This window comes from Pseudomonas sp. Mn2068 (assembly GCF_049319725.1).
GTDB lineage: Bacteria > Pseudomonadota > Gammaproteobacteria > Pseudomonadales > Pseudomonadaceae > Aquipseudomonas > Aquipseudomonas gingeri.
The window spans coordinates 20176-34965 of the sequence record NZ_JBMOUG010000016.1 but is presented as its reverse complement, the minus strand read 5'-3'; the positions used below and the strand labels follow the sequence as shown (position 1 = coordinate 34965).

The following is a 14790-nucleotide window of genomic DNA, read 5'->3' as shown; positions in this document are numbered from 1 at the left end:
TATTGTCACTGGTCGTTACAGCTAATGACTCTAGACTCAAATAAGCTCCCCGGGGAACCGCCCGCGCCCCATCGCTGAAGCACGGAGAGTACGCTTTGGAAAACGCCAGGAAATTCAACAGTTTTGCCGAGTTCTACCCCTACTACCTGAGCGAGCACGGCGACAGCACCTGCCGTCGCCTGCATTTCGTCGGAACCAGCCTGGTCATCTTCATTCTCGCCATGGCGATCGGTCGCTCGGCCTGGTGGTTGCTGTGGGCGCTGCCGGTGGCCGGCTACAGTTTCGCCTGGGTCGGCCATTTCTTCTTCGAGAAGAATCGCCCGGCAACCTTTCAGCATCCTTTCTACAGCCTGCTGGGCGATTTCGTCATGTACCGCGACATGTTGCTGGGCAAGGTGCCGTTCTAGGCCACCCATCGAGGCCCCGCAAGCCAGCGATCCGTCTCGCGCAGCCACTGTCAGACGCGGGGCGCGGCCTAGACTGAAGGCAGGATCCACAGCACAGGAAAGGACCGCCGATGAATGTCCAGGCCCGCTTTACCCATATGCAGGACGGTACCGAGGAAGACTGGGCGATCATCGCCGCCGACTTCAGTGCCTACGCCCGGCAGTTGCCGGCGCGGATCGTGGCCCACCTGAGGCTGCTGGAAGGGGACTTCGGCGGCTTCCCGGTGGATCGCCTGACCCACTCGCTGCAAACCGCCAGCCGCGCCTGGCGCGATGGACGGGACGAGGAATACGTGGTCTGCGCCCTGCTCCACGATATCGGCGACACCCTCGGCTCCTATAATCACCCGGATATCGCCACGGCGATCCTCAAGCCGTTTGTCAGCCCGGAAAACCTGTGGATGGTGGAGAAGCACGGGATCTTCCAGGGCTACTATTTCTTCCATCACCTGGGTATGGATCGACACCTGCGCGAACAGTTCAGCGAGCATCCGCAGTATCAACCGACTATCGAGTTCTGTGCCCGCTATGACGCCGCGGCCTTCGACCCGGCCTACGACACCCTGCCCCTGAGCTTTTTCGAGCCGATGCTGCAACGCCTGTTCGCCCAGCCGAAAAACTCGATCTACAAGGCGGCGATGGAACAGCAGTCGGCCTGAACGATCATCAACCGACCTGCGCGACCTTCTCCAGCTCCAGCTTGAGCTGGGCCTCGCGAGCCTGGGCATCCGCCAGTCGATACAGCTCGATGGTGCCATCCCAGTGCTCGATCAGCGCCGTGCAGGACTCGACCCAGTCACCGCAGTTGAGGTACTCCACTTCACCGACCTGGCGAATCTCGGCGTGGTGGATATGCCCGCAGACCACGCCATCCAGGCCACGCTTCACGCATTCGTGGGCGATGGCCTCCTCGAAGTCGCTGATGAAGCTGACCGCGGTCTTGACCTTGTGCTTGAGGTACGCCGACAGCGACCAGTAGCCATAACCGTAACGCGCCCGCCAGTGGTTCAGCCAGCGGTTGAGGGTCAGGGTGAACTCGTAGGCCGAGTCGCCGAGAAAAGCCAGCCAGCGGTGGTAGCGGGTGATGACGTCGAACTGGTCGCCGTGGATCACCAGCAGCTTGCGACCATCGGCGGTGACATGCACCGCTTCGTCCACCAGCTGGATATTGCCCAGGATCAGCTTCGAATAGCGACGCAGGAACTCATCATGGTTGCCGGTGACATAGATCACCTCGGTGCCGCGCTTGCTCATGGTCAGCAGGCGCCGAATCACGTTGGTGTGGGCCTGGGGCCAATACATGCCGCTGCGCAGCTTCCAGCCGTCGATGATATCCCCGACCAGGTAGACCCGGTCGGCGTGATAGCCCTTGAGGAACTGCGACAGGTGCTCCGCCTGGCAATCGCGGGTGCCGAGGTGCACATCGGAAATCCACAGGGTTCGCACACGTTGCTTACGGCTGGGTTTGGCGAGCTCCGCACGGGTCATGGGCATTCTCCGGATTTTTCCTGAGCTTGCATCGGGGCAGTTAATGCACCATGACACTCCCGCGACAGTCTGATGACAGCCGCCGACCTGACATAACCGCTTCAAGTTCAACCGGTATAGACTGCGGACTTGCCGAGGAGACCGCCATGGGACCGTTCCTGACCCTGCGCCAGTACAGCGACGAGTTGATCGTCCACAGCCACGCCCACGCCCAACTGGTGTTCGGGCTCTCGGGTCGGCTCGACTTCGAAATCGAAGGGCGCGGCAGCCGGGTCGTGCAGCAGAGCGTCGCGGTGATTCCCTATGACGCCCACCACACCTGCGGCAGCCCGGACGGCAGCCGTTGCCTGGTGCTGGACGTGCCCGACGAACACTGGCTGGTGCAATCCCTGGGCGACCACGCCGATGCCAGCCGGCGCCTGCTCGACAACCCCGGCCCGCGGCCGCTGAATGCCAGCCAGGGCCAGTTGGTGAACTGGTTGGCCAACAGCCCGGTGCATGACCCGCTGATCGCCCGGCAAGGCGCCGTGCTGTTGCTCGCCAGCCTGAACAACGACGCCGCCGGTAGCGGCGACGGCAAGCGCCTGCCCCTGGCCGCGCTGGATGCGCATATCGATCGCCATGCCGCACGCCCGTTGCAGGTCGCCGACCTGGGGCGGATCGCCGAACTGTCCAACGCCCGCCTGCATGCGCGGTTCATGGCCGAATGCGGGCAGACGCCCATGGACTACATCCGCGGTCGCCGGCTGCGGCTGGCCCTGGGGATGCTGCGGGAAACCGCGTTGCCGATCGGCGAGATCGCCCTGCGCGTCGGCTACAGTTCGCAGAGCGCCTTTTGCGCCGCGATGTCACGCGAATTCGGCGCCTCGCCCGGTGCCCTGCGCCGCGAGTCTGGCGACAACTAGCGCGAGTCCCGCGACAGACAGCGGTGCGCCCGCCCCTCTAGACTGCAGCCTTGTGAACCCGCGCTTCCAAGGACTGCAATGACTCCCCGTTCCGCCCTCGGCGCCCTGCATATCGGCGCACTGATGTTCGGCCTGACCGGCGTGTTCGGCAAGCTCGCCGCCGCCTCCCCCGCCATCATCGTCTTTGGCCGTGCCGCCTTTGCCGTGCTCGCCCTCGCGCTGTTCGCCGGCCTGGCCCGCAATGGCGGCTGGCAACGCCTGCACGCCCGCGACTGGCAGGGCCTGCTGCTCAGCGGCCTGCTGCTGGCGGGCCACTGGGTGAGTTTCTTCATTTCGGTGAAAGTCGCCGGTGTCGCCATCGCCACCCTGGGTTTTGCCAGTTTCCCGGCCTTTACCGTGATCCTCGAAGGGCTGATCTTCCGCGAGCGCATCCGCCTGAACGAAATCGTCCTGGTATTGCTGGTCAGTATCGGCCTGGTACTGGTCACGCCTGATTTCGACCTCGCCAGCCAGGCCACCAGCGGCCTGCTCTGGGCGGTCCTGTCCGGATTGCTGTTCGCCCTGCTGTCCCTGACCAATCGTGCCGGTTCCGGGCGGATCCCGCCGGTGCAGGCGGCGCTGTGCCAGAACCTGGTGGTCGCCGCCTGCCTGCTGCCCTGGGCCGCCCCCGGACTGGGAGACGTGCGCGCACTGGACTGGCTGTGGATCGGCCTGCTCGGGATCTTCTGCACTGGCGTCGCCCACAGCCTGTTCGTCGCCAGCCTGGCGGTGATCAAGGCCCGTACCGCCGCCGTGGTCTTCGCCATGGAGCCGGTCTACGGCATCACCGCCGCCTGGTTGCTGTTCGGCGAAAACCCGAGCCTGCGCATGCTGCTGGGCGGCGCGCTGATCATTGTCGCCATCGTGCTGTCGAGCGTGCTGGGCCAGGCAGCCGCCCCGAAAACCGCGAAAATCGCCCCGAACCATTGATTTTCGGGGACTGTCCTATACTTCGAGCATCCGCAACAGCCAGCCGTCGTTATCCGGATACAAGGGCTGCTCGGCGCCAGCGGCAGTGTTCCAGGTAGTAGCTCGATGCCAGTTGCCCTCCTACTCAAACTGTGGAGGGTTTATCCATGGATTTCATCAGTCTCCTGATTCAACTGGTCAGTGGCGCGGTGGGTGGCAATCTCGCGGGCGCCGCCAGCGACAAGTACAGCCTGGGCCCCTGGTTCAATTCACTGGCCGGCGGTATCGGCGGGGTGCTGCTGACGCAGGTGCTCTCGGCCATCACCAACGGCAGCCTGGGTGGCAGCGTCGGCGACATGGACCTGACCGCCATTGTCAGCAGTATCGCCGGCGGCGGTGTCGGCGGTGCGGTCTTGAGCCTGATCGCCGGTTTCATCAAGGCCAAGCTGAGTGCCCAGTAAACCGGCGGGGGGAGAACCGGCGTGACAACGTCATTGCCGCCATTGCGCGGCAATGACGTTGCCGTCGATCAGCGCGACTCGTTGTGGCCCAGGTCACGCTCGGGGTCGATCCGGTCGCGCACGCGCTGCTTGAGCACCTTGGCCTCGGGAAAGCCGCCATCGGCCTTGCGCTCCCAGATCTGCACCGCGTCGCAGGTGATGCGGAACACCCCGCCGGTCCCCGGCTCCAGGGAAACCTTGCCGAGATCGTCGGCGAAGGTGCTCAACAGTTCCTGGGCCAGCCAGGCGGCACGCAGCAGCCATTGGCACTGGGTGCAGTAGGTGATGACGATTTCCGGTTTACCTGCGGACATGATTGGCTCGGGCTCCTGGCTGATCGGGCGCCGCTATAATAGCGCTCTTTCATGCTCCCCCCGAGATCCGTGATGCGCCGCTTGTTGTCTTGCCTGTTGCTCTGCCTGCTCCCCCTTCTGTCGCATGCCGCCGAACCTCCCCGGCCCAAGGTCGGCCTGGTGCTCTCCGGCGGCGCGGCTCGTGGCCTGGCGCATATCGGCGTGCTCAAGGCCCTCGAGGAACAGGGTATCGCTATCGATGCCATCGCCGGCACCAGCATGGGGGCGGTAATCGGCGGCCTGTATGCTTCCGGCTACAAGATCGATGAACTGGAAAAACTGGCCCTGGATATCGACTGGAAACGCGCCCTGTCCGACGACCCTCCACGCGAGGACATGCCTTTCCGCCGCAAGCAGGATGATCGCGACTTCCTGGTGAAACAGAAACTCAGCTTCCGCGACGATGGCAGCCTCGGCCTGCCGCTGGGAGTGATCCAGGGGCAGAACCTCGCCCTGCTGCTCGAAAGCATGCTGGCCCACGCCAGCGATACCCGCGATTTCGACAAGCTGCCGATTCCGTTTCGTGCCGTCGCCACCGATATCGCCAGCGGTGAAAAAGTGGTGTTCCGCAAGGGCCACCTGCCCAAGGTGGTCCGCGCCAGCATGTCGATCCCGGCGGTGTTCGCTCCGGTCGAACTGGATGGCCGGTTGCTTGTGGATGGCGGCATGACCGACAACATCCCCGTGGATGTGGTGCGGGAAATGGGCGTCGATATCGCCATCGTGGTCGACATCGGCACCCCGCTGCGCTCGCGCAAGCAACTGGCGACGGTGGTCGATGTACTGAACCAGTCGATCACCCTGATGACCCGGCGCAACTCGGAAGAACAGCTGGCGACCCTGCGCCGCGACGACATCCTGATCCAGCCGGCCCTGGCGAGTTACTCCGGAACCGACTTCGGCCGGGCCCGGGATATCATCGAGGCCGGTTACCGGGCGACGCGCATTCTCGACGCCCGCCTGGCCTCGCTGCGCCCGCTGCAGAAACCCGATCCCGAACTGAATGCCGCCCGCGCACCGGAACAACGCACGCCGATCATCACCGCCATCAAGATCGAGAACGACTCGAAAGTCGGCGACTCGGTGATCCGCTACTACATCCGCCAGAACCTCGGCGAACCGCTGGACCTGGGTCGCCTGCAGACGGACATGGGCACGCTCTACGGCCTGGACTACTTCGAGCAGGTGCAGTACCGGGTGGTACACAAGGGCCAGGACAATACCCTGGTGATCAGCGCCCGGGGCAAACGCAGCGGCACCGATTACCTGCGCCTGGGCCTGAACCTCTCCGACGACCTGCGTGGCGACAGCGCCTTCAACATCGGCGCCAGCTATCGGGTCAATGGCATCAACCGCCTTGGTGGCGAGTGGCTGACACGCGTGCAGATCGGCGACACCCAAGACCTCTACAGCGAGTTCTACCAGCCGCTGGACGAGGGCTCGCGGTACTTTGTCGCGCCTTACCTCAACGCCCAGTCACAGAACGTCGAGGCCACGCTCGACAGCGACCCGATCGCCGAATACCGGCTGGAACGCTACGGTTTCGGCCTCAACCTGGGTCGACAGATCGCCAATAACGGCGAGATCCGCTTCGGCATCGGCGAGGCCTGGGGCAAGGCCGACGTCAAGATCGGCGATCGCGACCTGCCGCGGGTGAGCTTCAGCGAGGGCTTCTACCAGTTGAAGTACTCCTTCGACTCCCTCGACAACGTCTACTTCCCCCATAACGGCGAGGACATCGGCCTGACCCTGCGCCAGTTCGATCCCAGCCTCGGTTCCGACCAGCGCTACCGGCAGTGGGAGTTCAAGCTGGACAAGGCCCTCAGCCAGGGGCCGAACACCTGGATCCTCGGCGGCCGCTACGGACGCACCCTGGACAAGGCCGAAGTCGTGACCTCGAGCTTTCTGCTCGGCGGTGCCCGGCAACTGTCGGGTTTCCGCCAGGACTCGGTCACCGGACAGAACGTCAGCCTGATGCGCGCCGTGTACTACCGGCGGCTGACCCCACGCTCCTACCTGCCACTGGACTTCCCGTTGTACATGGGCGCCTCGCTGGAGCGTGGCCGCGCCTGGAACAACGACAACCAGTTCGACAGCGGCTACATCAATGCCGCCAGCATCTTCCTCGGCTTCGACACACCGCTGGGGCCGTTGAACTTCAGCTATGGGGTCAACGACGACAACCAGCAGGCCCTCTATCTCAACCTCGGGCAGACCTTCTGAAGCCGCAGACGACAACGCCGCACGGGTCAGGTGCGGCGTTGTCGGTGGAGCGCTAGGCAAGTGGCCCTAGCGGATGCTGGCGAGCAGCGTGCGCGCCGTCTGCTTGAGTGGTTCGTCGCCTTCGCGCAGCAGTTCATGGAGCAACTGGCTGGCGTTATCCAGGTCACCGATGTTGATACAGGTCTGCGCCTGCTCCAGCTTGCTCGCGGTGGCCTGCTCACGCTCCAGGCTGTCGAAGTCCACTTCCAGCGGTTCGATATCCAGGGGCTGTTCATCGTCCATGAAGCTGTCGAGAAACTCGTCGTCCAGCGTATCGCCCACCAGCGGCAGGCTCAGTTCGGTTTCGACCGGTGACTCGGGCTCCGGCTCGGCAAAATCGCTGAGGAACTGCTCGTCAGGCATCTCGAGCACTTCAGGGAGTTCATTGAGGTTGCTGGCGAATACCGGTTCGGCAGCGGACACTACCGGCGATTCGGCAGCCGTCTTGCTGCGTTGCTGCGGTGCGTTGTCGAACGGGCTGACCAGATCCCAGTCGGCATCCATCGACAAGTCATCGAGATTGAGCTGGAACTCGTCCTCCAGCGGCTTGGTCTCGGCCTTGGGCACCGTTTCCATCCATTCGGCGGCCAGCACCGGCGCGGCTACCGCGGCGGCCGCCGCGACCGGCACCACCGGGGCGCTGGCAGGCACCGGCGTGGGAGTGGGCGCAGGAGGTACAACAGGCGCGGGTGCGGAAACCGGCGCCGCGGCGGCCTGCAGCTTCGGGTGCTTGGAACGCAGGTCGCGCAAGGTCGACTCGCTGAAGCCGGACGCCAGCAGGCTCTGCTCTTCGACCGCATAGCCGGCACTGTCGCCCTGCTGGGCCAGCACATCCAGCAGGCGCAGGCGCAGGTCCGTACGCTGGGGCTCCTTGAGCATGGCTTCGCGCAGAATACCGGCGGCCTCGCTGAAGCGGCCGTAGGCGATATAGATGCTCACGCCCTCAAGGGCATCCGGGACTTCGTTGCTCTCGCGTCGAGCGGGCGCCAGCGGTTCGACCACCGGCTCGATCCGCCCAGCCGAGGCAGTGGCGGCCACCGGCGCGGCGGCGGGCACGACCCGGCTGACCATCGGCGAATCCTGGACCACTGGCGCGACAGGCACGGGCTCGCCCGCCACTTCGGCCAACTGCCGCCGCCGACGCACGACCAGCGCCGCGACCAGCAGCAGGACCAGCAAGACCAGCGCGGCCAGGAGCAGCAGGTTGAATCCGCCGGACTCTTCGGCCGCCACCGGAGCCGGCACCACCGGCGGGGTCACCGGCGCGGGAGCAACGACGGGGGCGGCAACGGCCTTGGCCTTGAGTTCCGCCAGTTGGGCTTGCAGGTCGCCCAATTGCTTCTGGTCGCTGGCGATCTGCTCATCCTGGGCCTTCAGTCGAGCCTGCAATTCGTCGGCGTTTTTCTGCAACTGCTGGTTTTCCAGGGTCGCCGCGGCCAGTTGTTCGGCATTCTGCGTCGCTTCAGGCAACGGCGCCGCCGGGGCCTGGGCAGCAGCCGGCGCAGGAGCACCCGGCACCACCGCCACATCCGGCAGCAACAGGCTCTGGCCCACTGTCAGCCGCTCGCTGCCGGGATTGAGCGCGCGGATGCCCTGGGACAACTCATTGACACTGGCTTGGCTGCCGGCGTCGCGCAGGCGCTTGGCAATGATCCAGGAACTGTCGCCCTTGACCACCGTATAACGCTTGCCCTGGGTTGCCGGCGGTGGCGCGATACTCACCGGCGGCGCCTGCGGCTCCAGCGCGGCACTGCGGGCCGGCAGGTCATAGGCGCTGGCAGCGCTGCCCGGTGGATCGAGCAAGACCGTGTATTCGCGCAGCAAACGGCCATTGGGCCGGTTGACCTGCACCAGGAAATTCAGGAAAGGCTCGCTGACCGGCTTGTTCGACTGCACCTGGATCACACTGCGGTTGCCCCGCAGGATCGGCGTGAAGCGCAGGTCGTTGAGGAAGAACACCCGCTCGACACCGGCGCGGCTGAACTCTTCGGGTGTCGCCAGGCTGACCGACAGCTCGCCTTCGGCCAGGTCACCCGGATCGACCAGGGCGATTTCCGCATTGAGCGGCTGATTGAGCGCCGAATGCAGGGTGATGTCCCCCAGCCCCATGGCCGAGGCCAATGCCGAATGCAGCAGTGATACCGCTGCCACCGCCATCCAGCGCAGGCGGATCTTGGTCACCGGGGACTTTTCAGTGGAGCACCGCGACGCGGACTGCAAACTCTCGAGCATGAGTTTCCCTTAAGAAGGCAATAACACCTCCGGCGCCAGCCGGACCGGAATGCCGACACAATACACAGAACCAGTAACTCTTATAGTCTGCCGGCCGGAGATTCTCCAAATCCGGCAGAGCGGGAATGCCTCAGGACTTTTCCAGATTGGCCAGGATGCGGCTGTGAACCCGCATGCAGATCCGCAACTCTTCGTCGTCGACGCCTACGAACAGCTCGTGGCGCAAGGCGGTGGCAATGGTTTCGATCTGCTCGATCAAGGGACGGGCCGAAGGGCAGAGCACGATCTTCTTTGCCCGCCGGTCTTCGAGTACCGCCTGGCGCTGCACCAGTCCCTGGGTTTCCAGGCTGTCGAGCAAACGGGCCAGGGTCGGCCCTTCGACGCCGACACTCTGCGCCAGCTCACGCTGGGTAGGCGCCTCGGAGAAGCGCGCCAGGTGCAGCAATACCAGCCAGCGGGCCTGCGACAGGCCCAGGCCGGCCAGGCGACGATCCAGCTCGGCGCGCCAGCCTCGGGACATGTGCGCCAACTGCATGCCAAAACGGTGTTCATCGGTTAACGACATAAAAGACTCATGGTTAGACTGAAAATAGACAAAACTAATTATTAGTCAGCTAAGCATGGAGCCCGGCTGGAGGCAAGGCCTGCACTGTGTGCAAACATGACTTGTCGCAATTAAAACAGCGATGGTGTCGGGAATATTCCATTTCCCTCTCCTTATAGTTCGAATTCGGATTGCAGGGCCGCCCGTACGCAGTACAGGACACCCTCCGGGACACGCCCGGCGAACTGCGCGGCGATCTCGGTCACGGCGGGCAATTCGCCTTCGCCGTCGAGGAACGCATCCTGCACCTCGCCGAGCAGGTCCTCGGGCAGGTCCAGGGCCTGCTCCAGCGACAGCTGCTGACGGCTGATGGCTTCGGCCAGCAGGGTATAGACATTCTTTTCCGAGCATTGCAGCTGACCGGCAATCTGCAGCGGCGTCATGCCGGCACGGGCCAGGCTGATCAGTTCGTGACGAATATCGGCGACCACCTTGGGCGCCTCGGCCTCGCCGCCCAGCACTTCGAGGAAGGCTTCGCCGTAACGCTCCAGCTTGCGCGCGCCGACGCCGCTGACCCGGGCCATTTCCGCCAGGGAGGTCGGCTGGCTGCGCAACATCTCCAGCAAGGTGGAGTCGGGGAAAATGACATACGGCGGTACGCCATGCTCCTCCGCCAGCTTGCGCCGCAGGGCCCGCAGGGCTTCCCACTGCTCGCGCTCTTCGCCGCGCACCAGCTGGCTGGCCGGGCTGGCGGAGACGCTCTTGGCGGTGGTCTGCGGCTTGAGCTCGCGACGCAACTCCAGGGTGACCTCGCCGCGCAGCAGCGGCCGGCAGGTATCGGTCAGGCGCAGGCCGCCGTAGCCTTCCAGGTCGATATCCGCCAGCCCGCGGGCCACCAGTTGCCGGAACAGCGAGCGCCACTCGCCCTCGCTGCGGGCCTTGCCCACGCCGAACACCGCCAGGTGCTGGTGGCCGAAGCTGCGGACCTTGTCGTTCTCCTTGCCCAGCAGCACATCCACCAGGTGGCCGACACCGTAACGCTGTCCCGTGCGGTAGATCGCCGACAATGCCTGCCGCGCCGGCTCGGTGGCGTCCCAGGTCTGCACGCCGTCGACGCAGTTATCGCAATGCCCGCAGGGTTGCGGCAGGTCTTCGTCGAAATAGGCCAGCAGGGTCTGGCGCCGGCAACGGGTTTCCTCGCACAGCGCCAGCATCGCATCGAGCTTGTGATGTTCCAGGCGCTTGTGGCGCTCGTCGCCCTCGGAGTTCTGCAGCATCTGCTTGAGCATCACCACATCCTGCAGGCCGTAGGCCATCCAGGCATCCGCCGGCAGGCCGTCACGGCCGGCACGACCGGTTTCCTGGTAATAGGCTTCCAGGGACTTGGGCAGGTCGAGGTGCGCGACAAAACGCACGTTGGACTTGTCGATGCCCATGCCGAAGGCGATGGTCGCGACCATGATCAGGCCTTCCTCGTTGAGGAAGCGCTTCTGGTTGGCCGCCCGGGTTTCGTTGGGCAGGCCGGCGTGATACGGCAAGGCCGGAAAGCCCTGCTCGCAAAGGAGCGCGGCCACTTCATCGACCTTCTTGCGCGACAGGCAGTAGACGATCCCGGCGTCGCTGCGACGTTGCGAGAGGAACGCCAGCAACTGCTTGCGCGGCTGCTCCTTGGGCACGATCCGGTAGAAGATGTTCGGCCGATCGAAGCTGGAGAGAAAACGCTCGGCATCCTGCAGGTGCAGGCGATTGACGATCTCCTCGCGGGTACGCTTGTCGGCGGTGGCGGTCAGGGCGATACGCGGCACATTGGGGAACATCTCGGCCAGTTGCCCGAGTTGCAGGTATTCCGGCCGGAAGTCGTGGCCCCATTGCGAAACGCAGTGGGCTTCGTCGATGGCGAACAGGGCGATATCGAGGTTCTGCAGGAACGCCAGCATGCGCGGCTGCACCAGGCGCTCGGGAGCGAGGTACAGCATCTTCACCTCGCCCCGGCGGATCCGCGCGGCCAGGTCGCGTTGCTGCTCGGCACTCAGGGTCGAATTCAGCGACGCGGCGGCCACGCCCAGCTCTTCCAGGGTCGCGACCTGGTCGTCCATCAGCGCGATCAGCGGCGAGACCACCACCGCGAGCCCGTCGCGCAACAAGGCCGGAACCTGGAAACACAGCGACTTGCCGCCGCCGGTGGGCATCAGGACCAGGGCGTCGCCACCATTGGCCACGCGCTCAATAATGGCACCCTGGCGACCACGAAAGCTGTCGTAACCGAAGATGTCCTTGAGGACGCGTTGAGCCTGTTCGAGCATAACCACTCCAAAAATCACCGAAACGCCCCTGCCTGAAGGCTGGTCGAAAAACCGCCGTTATCACGGAAAAAACCGTAAGCGGGGATTTCTCCAGCCATCGCCACCCTCGGCAGGGCATCACAAAACGCGGCAGTATACCCGAGCACTCGACGGCAAAGGGCAATGCCGGTCGGTCGACCCGAGGACTTATTCACCGCTAAAACCGCGCAAATCTACGTGCTTGCTGGCCTGCACGCTCAAGAACGCCTAGAATTCAGCATCGTTTATTCCCAAGGTAGCCCCCCATGTCCTTCGCTGAGCAACTCACCCGCCTGCAAGCCTTCCTCGACGCCGACGAGCTGCACGAAGAAGCGCTGGACTATGTGGCCGCCCATGGCTACCTGACCGCGCTGTCGATCTGCTCGGAAGTGGTGCCCGATCGCGAATGGATCGATGCCCTGTTCGCCGAGGAGCCACACTACAGCGATGCCGCCCAGCGTGAAGAAATCGAAGCCACGCTGCTTCAGCTCAAGGCCCACATTGCCCGCCAGCTGGCCTCCGATGAAGAGTTCGAGCTGCCGTGCGACCTCGACCTGGGCGACGACCCGGACGACTCCGACCTGCGCGGCTGGTGCATCGGCTTCATGGAAGGGGTGTTCCTGCGCGAAGCCGCCTGGTTCGAAACCGCCGAGGAAGAAGTCAGCGAAATGCTCCTGCCGATCATGGTCGGTTCGGGCCTGTTCGATGAGCAACCGGAGTTCTCCGACATCGCCGCCGACGCCAACCTGATGGACGACATGATCGTCCAGATCCCGGAAGCCCTGACCGCGTTGTACCTGCTGTGCAACGCTCCCGACGAGAAGCCGGCGATCCTCAAGCCTCGTCACCACTGAGTCGCAACCCGTGGCGGCAAGCCCCAGGGGCAATCGCCCGCCGCTTGTGCGCTACGCGCTGCTGGCCATCGGCTGGCTGAGCGTGGCGCTGGGGGTGATCGGGATTTTCCTGCCGGTCTTGCCGACGACGCCCTTCCTGCTCCTGGCGGCCGCCTGTTTCGCCCGCAGTTCACCCCGCTTCTACCGTTGGCTGGTGGAGCACCCGCGCCTGGGTCCATGGATCCGCGACTATCTGGATGGCAACGGCATCCCGCTCAAGGGCAAGGTCTACGCCATCGGCCTGATGTGGCTGAGCATCGGTTTTTCCTGCTACCTGGTGCCGCTGCCCTGGGCCCGCGGCTTCATGCTGACCAGCGCGGTCCTGGTGACGATCTACATCCTGCGCCAGAAGCCCCTGGAGCCGCGACGCTAGGCGCCGTGGTTGCGCTGGTATGTGTCGCGGCCCATGGCCTGGATCTGTCCCTCGATCAACGCCTCGAACGGCTTCAGCAAGGCGCCGAATGAAGTCGGCCGCTCCAGGGTTTCCAGCGCCTGGACAATCGCTTCCACCGTCGCCAACGCCCCCGGCTCCGGGGCCTTGCGCAAGCGATAGCGGGACACCGCGCCCTGCCCCAGGGTCACTCTCGGCAAGGCCGCCAGCAACGGGTTGAGGTACAGCAGCTTGCGCGCCTTGCGCCAGGTTCCGTCGGGCACCACCAGCAGCAGCGGCTGGCCCTCGCCAGTCGACGGGTAGGCTTGCAGCAACCGTGCATCGTCCGCCGGGAACAGCAGGCACGCCTGATAACCGGGCGGGTTCAGCAACGCCGGCAGGTCCTCGAACACCTCGCCGACCCGCAACTCGGCATTGCTCAGCCCCAGGGTCGCCAACCGCGCCGTATTCAAGGCATGGCCGACCTCACTCGGATGTTGCAGCACCAGCACCCGGGTGCGGCTGTCGAGCTGCGGGATCAGTGCGCACAGGCAATGGGCTTCGGGACGCAGGCAACGCTCGCAGCGAGCTCTGGACATGAACAAGACTCCGATCAGGGCTGGTTGAGCTGCGCTTTGAGCAGATCGCGGAAAGTCTGGATCAACGGCTCGCGGCTGCGGCCCCGGCGCAGGATCATCGAGAACGGCGCCTGGTAACCGAAGGTCGCCGGCAGCAGCACCCGCAGGTCGCCCTTGTCCGCCCAGGGCTGGGCATAATGCTCGGGCAGGTAGCCGATGTAGGCGCCGGACAGCACCAGGATCAGTTGCGCCTCCATGCTCTCGACGGTGGCCGCGCTGTGCTTGAAACCATGACGGGCCAGTTCGGCCTGGCTCCAGTAGCCGCGGCCGACCATGCGCTGCTGGGTAATGACCTGCTCGGGAATCCTGCGCTCGTTGTACAGCGGATGGCGGTTGCTGCAATACAGCCAGTGCTGCTCGCGGTACAGCGGCTGGTAGACCAGCCCGCTCATGCGCGTGGAAAACGCGCCGATGGCCAGGTCCAGGCGGTTGTCCTGCACCCCCAGTTGCAGTTCGTAGGGGCTCATCACCGACAGGTGCAGGTGCACCGCCGGGTGTTCCTGGCTGTAGGCGCCAATGGCTTCGGCCAGGGGCAAGGCCGGCTCGCTGACGGTGGAGTCGATCACCCCGAGGTTGAGGGTCCCGCGCAACTCGCCCTTGAGGGCGGCGGCGTACTGTTCGAACCCTTCGAGTTCGCCGAGCAGCCGCAGGGTTTCCTGATGGAACAGCTCACCCTTGCTGGTCAGGCTGAAACCACCCCGGCCACGATGGCACAGCACCAGTCCCAGCGCGGCCTCGAGCTGGCTCATGTAGGTACTGATGGCCGAGGTCGACAGGTTGAGTTCCTGCTGGGCGTTGGCAAATCCCTGGTGGCGCACCACGCTGACGAAGATGCGCAATAGTTTCAGGTCGGGTAAAGCGTTGGCCATGGAGCACTCCGAAGAGACTGG

15 protein-coding genes are annotated in these 14790 nt (G+C 64.7%); 8 read left to right on the top strand and 7 right to left on the bottom strand.

The window, feature by feature from the left end; genetic code table 11:
* The first annotated feature begins 95 nt into the window (after nucleotides 1-95).
* Nucleotides 96-407, top strand: coding sequence for a DUF962 domain-containing protein (locus ACL9RJ_RS27320; RefSeq protein ID WP_017124489.1), 312 nt, complete (start codon nucleotides 96-98; stop codon nucleotides 405-407).
* A 110-nt stretch (nucleotides 408-517) separates the two neighbouring features.
* Nucleotides 518-1105 carry an HD domain-containing protein gene (locus tag ACL9RJ_RS27315; protein ID WP_017124490.1) on the top strand — a complete coding sequence of 196 codons (588 nt, stop codon included), beginning with the start codon at nucleotides 518-520 and terminating at the stop codon, nucleotides 1103-1105.
* A gap of 7 nt (nucleotides 1106-1112) precedes the next feature.
* Here ACL9RJ_RS27315 and ACL9RJ_RS27310 read toward each other — a convergent pair whose 3' ends face one another.
* Entirely contained in the window at nucleotides 1113-1934 is an 822-nt protein-coding gene (locus ACL9RJ_RS27310) for a UDP-2,3-diacylglucosamine diphosphatase (protein ID WP_017124491.1), read from the bottom strand.
* 146 nt (nucleotides 1935-2080) lie between these two features.
* Here ACL9RJ_RS27310 and ACL9RJ_RS27305 point away from each other — a divergent pair, with 146 nt between their 5' ends.
* The 3 genes from ACL9RJ_RS27305 (at nucleotide 2081) to ACL9RJ_RS27295 (ending at nucleotide 4248) form a co-directional block, all read left to right on the top strand.
* Nucleotides 2081-2839 carry a helix-turn-helix transcriptional regulator gene (locus ACL9RJ_RS27305; protein WP_017124492.1) on the top strand — a complete coding sequence of 253 codons (759 nt, stop codon included), beginning with the start codon at nucleotides 2081-2083 and terminating at the stop codon, nucleotides 2837-2839.
* A gap of 78 nt (nucleotides 2840-2917) precedes the next feature.
* On the top strand, nucleotides 2918-3808 hold the full coding sequence (locus tag ACL9RJ_RS27300; RefSeq protein ID WP_017124493.1) for a DMT family transporter: 891 nt from the start codon (nucleotides 2918-2920) through the stop codon (nucleotides 3806-3808).
* A 146-nt stretch (nucleotides 3809-3954) separates the two neighbouring features.
* A complete protein-coding gene (locus ACL9RJ_RS27295) occupies nucleotides 3955-4248 on the top strand; it encodes a hypothetical protein (RefSeq protein ID WP_017124494.1) in 294 nt (97 codons plus the stop codon).
* A gap of 68 nt (nucleotides 4249-4316) precedes the next feature.
* Here ACL9RJ_RS27295 and ACL9RJ_RS27290 read toward each other — a convergent pair whose 3' ends face one another.
* The gene (locus ACL9RJ_RS27290) at nucleotides 4317-4601 is read right to left on the bottom strand and encodes a SelT/SelW/SelH family protein (RefSeq protein ID WP_017124495.1); all 285 of its coding nucleotides are present in this window, start codon (nucleotides 4599-4601) and stop codon (nucleotides 4317-4319) included.
* A 72-nt stretch (nucleotides 4602-4673) separates the two neighbouring features.
* Here ACL9RJ_RS27290 and ACL9RJ_RS27285 point away from each other — a divergent pair, with 72 nt between their 5' ends.
* A complete protein-coding gene (locus tag ACL9RJ_RS27285) occupies nucleotides 4674-6863 on the top strand; it encodes a patatin-like phospholipase family protein (RefSeq protein ID WP_177109448.1) in 2190 nt (729 codons plus the stop codon).
* Nucleotides 6864-6929: 66 nt separating this feature from the next.
* Here ACL9RJ_RS27285 and ACL9RJ_RS27280 read toward each other — a convergent pair whose 3' ends face one another.
* From ACL9RJ_RS27280 to recQ, 3 genes are all read right to left on the bottom strand, one after another.
* Nucleotides 6930-9134 (bottom strand): FimV/HubP family polar landmark protein, encoded by a 2205-nt coding sequence (locus tag ACL9RJ_RS27280; protein ID WP_212809977.1) that lies wholly within the window; start codon nucleotides 9132-9134, stop codon nucleotides 6930-6932.
* A gap of 130 nt (nucleotides 9135-9264) precedes the next feature.
* Nucleotides 9265-9699 carry a MarR family transcriptional regulator gene (locus ACL9RJ_RS27275; protein WP_017124498.1) on the bottom strand — a complete coding sequence of 145 codons (435 nt, stop codon included), beginning with the start codon at nucleotides 9697-9699 and terminating at the stop codon, nucleotides 9265-9267.
* Between the two features lie 152 nt (nucleotides 9700-9851).
* Nucleotides 9852-11981, bottom strand: a complete 2130-nt coding sequence (recQ, locus tag ACL9RJ_RS27270) for a DNA helicase RecQ (protein ID WP_017124499.1) — start codon at nucleotides 11979-11981, stop codon at nucleotides 9852-9854.
* A 284-nt stretch (nucleotides 11982-12265) separates the two neighbouring features.
* Here recQ and ACL9RJ_RS27265 point away from each other — a divergent pair, with 284 nt between their 5' ends.
* Both ACL9RJ_RS27265 and ACL9RJ_RS27260 read left to right on the top strand, forming a co-directional pair.
* Entirely contained in the window at nucleotides 12266-12853 is a 588-nt protein-coding gene (locus ACL9RJ_RS27265; protein ID WP_017124500.1) for a YecA family protein, read from the top strand.
* Nucleotides 12854-12863: 10 nt separating this feature from the next.
* Complete coding sequence (locus ACL9RJ_RS27260; protein ID WP_212809978.1) at nucleotides 12864-13265, top strand: YbaN family protein; 402 nt, start codon at nucleotides 12864-12866, stop codon at nucleotides 13263-13265.
* On the opposite strand, the gene ACL9RJ_RS27255 is transcribed toward ACL9RJ_RS27260, so the two are convergent.
* Nucleotides 13262-13861, bottom strand: a complete 600-nt coding sequence (locus tag ACL9RJ_RS27255) for a tRNA-uridine aminocarboxypropyltransferase (RefSeq protein WP_212809979.1) — start codon at nucleotides 13859-13861, stop codon at nucleotides 13262-13264. The two genes, ACL9RJ_RS27260 and ACL9RJ_RS27255, sit on opposite strands and share 4 nt — an antisense overlap.
* A gap of 14 nt (nucleotides 13862-13875) precedes the next feature.
* Nucleotides 13876-14769, bottom strand: coding sequence for a LysR family transcriptional regulator (locus ACL9RJ_RS27250; RefSeq protein WP_017124503.1), 894 nt, complete (start codon nucleotides 14767-14769; stop codon nucleotides 13876-13878).
* Nucleotides 14770-14790 lie beyond the last annotated feature (21 nt).

What these genes read in the sequence shown, in the direction of transcription:
- ACL9RJ_RS27315 (WP_017124490.1), top strand. Translation starts at nt 518, where the DNA reads ATGAATGTCCAGGCCCGCTTTACCCATATGCAGGACGGTACCGAGGAA.
- ACL9RJ_RS27285 (WP_177109448.1), top strand. Translation starts at nt 4,674, where the DNA reads ATGCGCCGCTTGTTGTCTTGCCTGTTGCTCTGCCTGCTCCCCCTTCTG.
- ACL9RJ_RS27265 (WP_017124500.1), top strand. Translation starts at nt 12,266, where the DNA reads ATGTCCTTCGCTGAGCAACTCACCCGCCTGCAAGCCTTCCTCGACGCC.
- recQ (WP_017124499.1), bottom strand. Translation starts at nt 11,981, where the DNA reads ATGCTCGAACAGGCTCAACGCGTCCTCAAGGACATCTTCGGTTACGAC.
- ACL9RJ_RS27280 (WP_212809977.1), bottom strand. Translation starts at nt 9,134, where the DNA reads ATGCTCGAGAGTTTGCAGTCCGCGTCGCGGTGCTCCACTGAAAAGTCC.
- ACL9RJ_RS27275 (WP_017124498.1), bottom strand. Translation starts at nt 9,699, where the DNA reads ATGTCGTTAACCGATGAACACCGTTTTGGCATGCAGTTGGCGCACATG.
- ACL9RJ_RS27310 (WP_017124491.1), bottom strand. Translation starts at nt 1,934, where the DNA reads ATGACCCGTGCGGAGCTCGCCAAACCCAGCCGTAAGCAACGTGTGCGA.
- ACL9RJ_RS27295 (WP_017124494.1), top strand. Translation starts at nt 3,955, where the DNA reads ATGGATTTCATCAGTCTCCTGATTCAACTGGTCAGTGGCGCGGTGGGT.
- ACL9RJ_RS27290 (WP_017124495.1), bottom strand. Translation starts at nt 4,601, where the DNA reads ATGTCCGCAGGTAAACCGGAAATCGTCATCACCTACTGCACCCAGTGC.
- ACL9RJ_RS27250 (WP_017124503.1), bottom strand. Translation starts at nt 14,769, where the DNA reads ATGGCCAACGCTTTACCCGACCTGAAACTATTGCGCATCTTCGTCAGC.
- ACL9RJ_RS27300 (WP_017124493.1), top strand. Translation starts at nt 2,918, where the DNA reads ATGACTCCCCGTTCCGCCCTCGGCGCCCTGCATATCGGCGCACTGATG.
- ACL9RJ_RS27305 (WP_017124492.1), top strand. Translation starts at nt 2,081, where the DNA reads ATGGGACCGTTCCTGACCCTGCGCCAGTACAGCGACGAGTTGATCGTC.
- ACL9RJ_RS27255 (WP_212809979.1), bottom strand. Translation starts at nt 13,861, where the DNA reads ATGTCCAGAGCTCGCTGCGAGCGTTGCCTGCGTCCCGAAGCCCATTGC.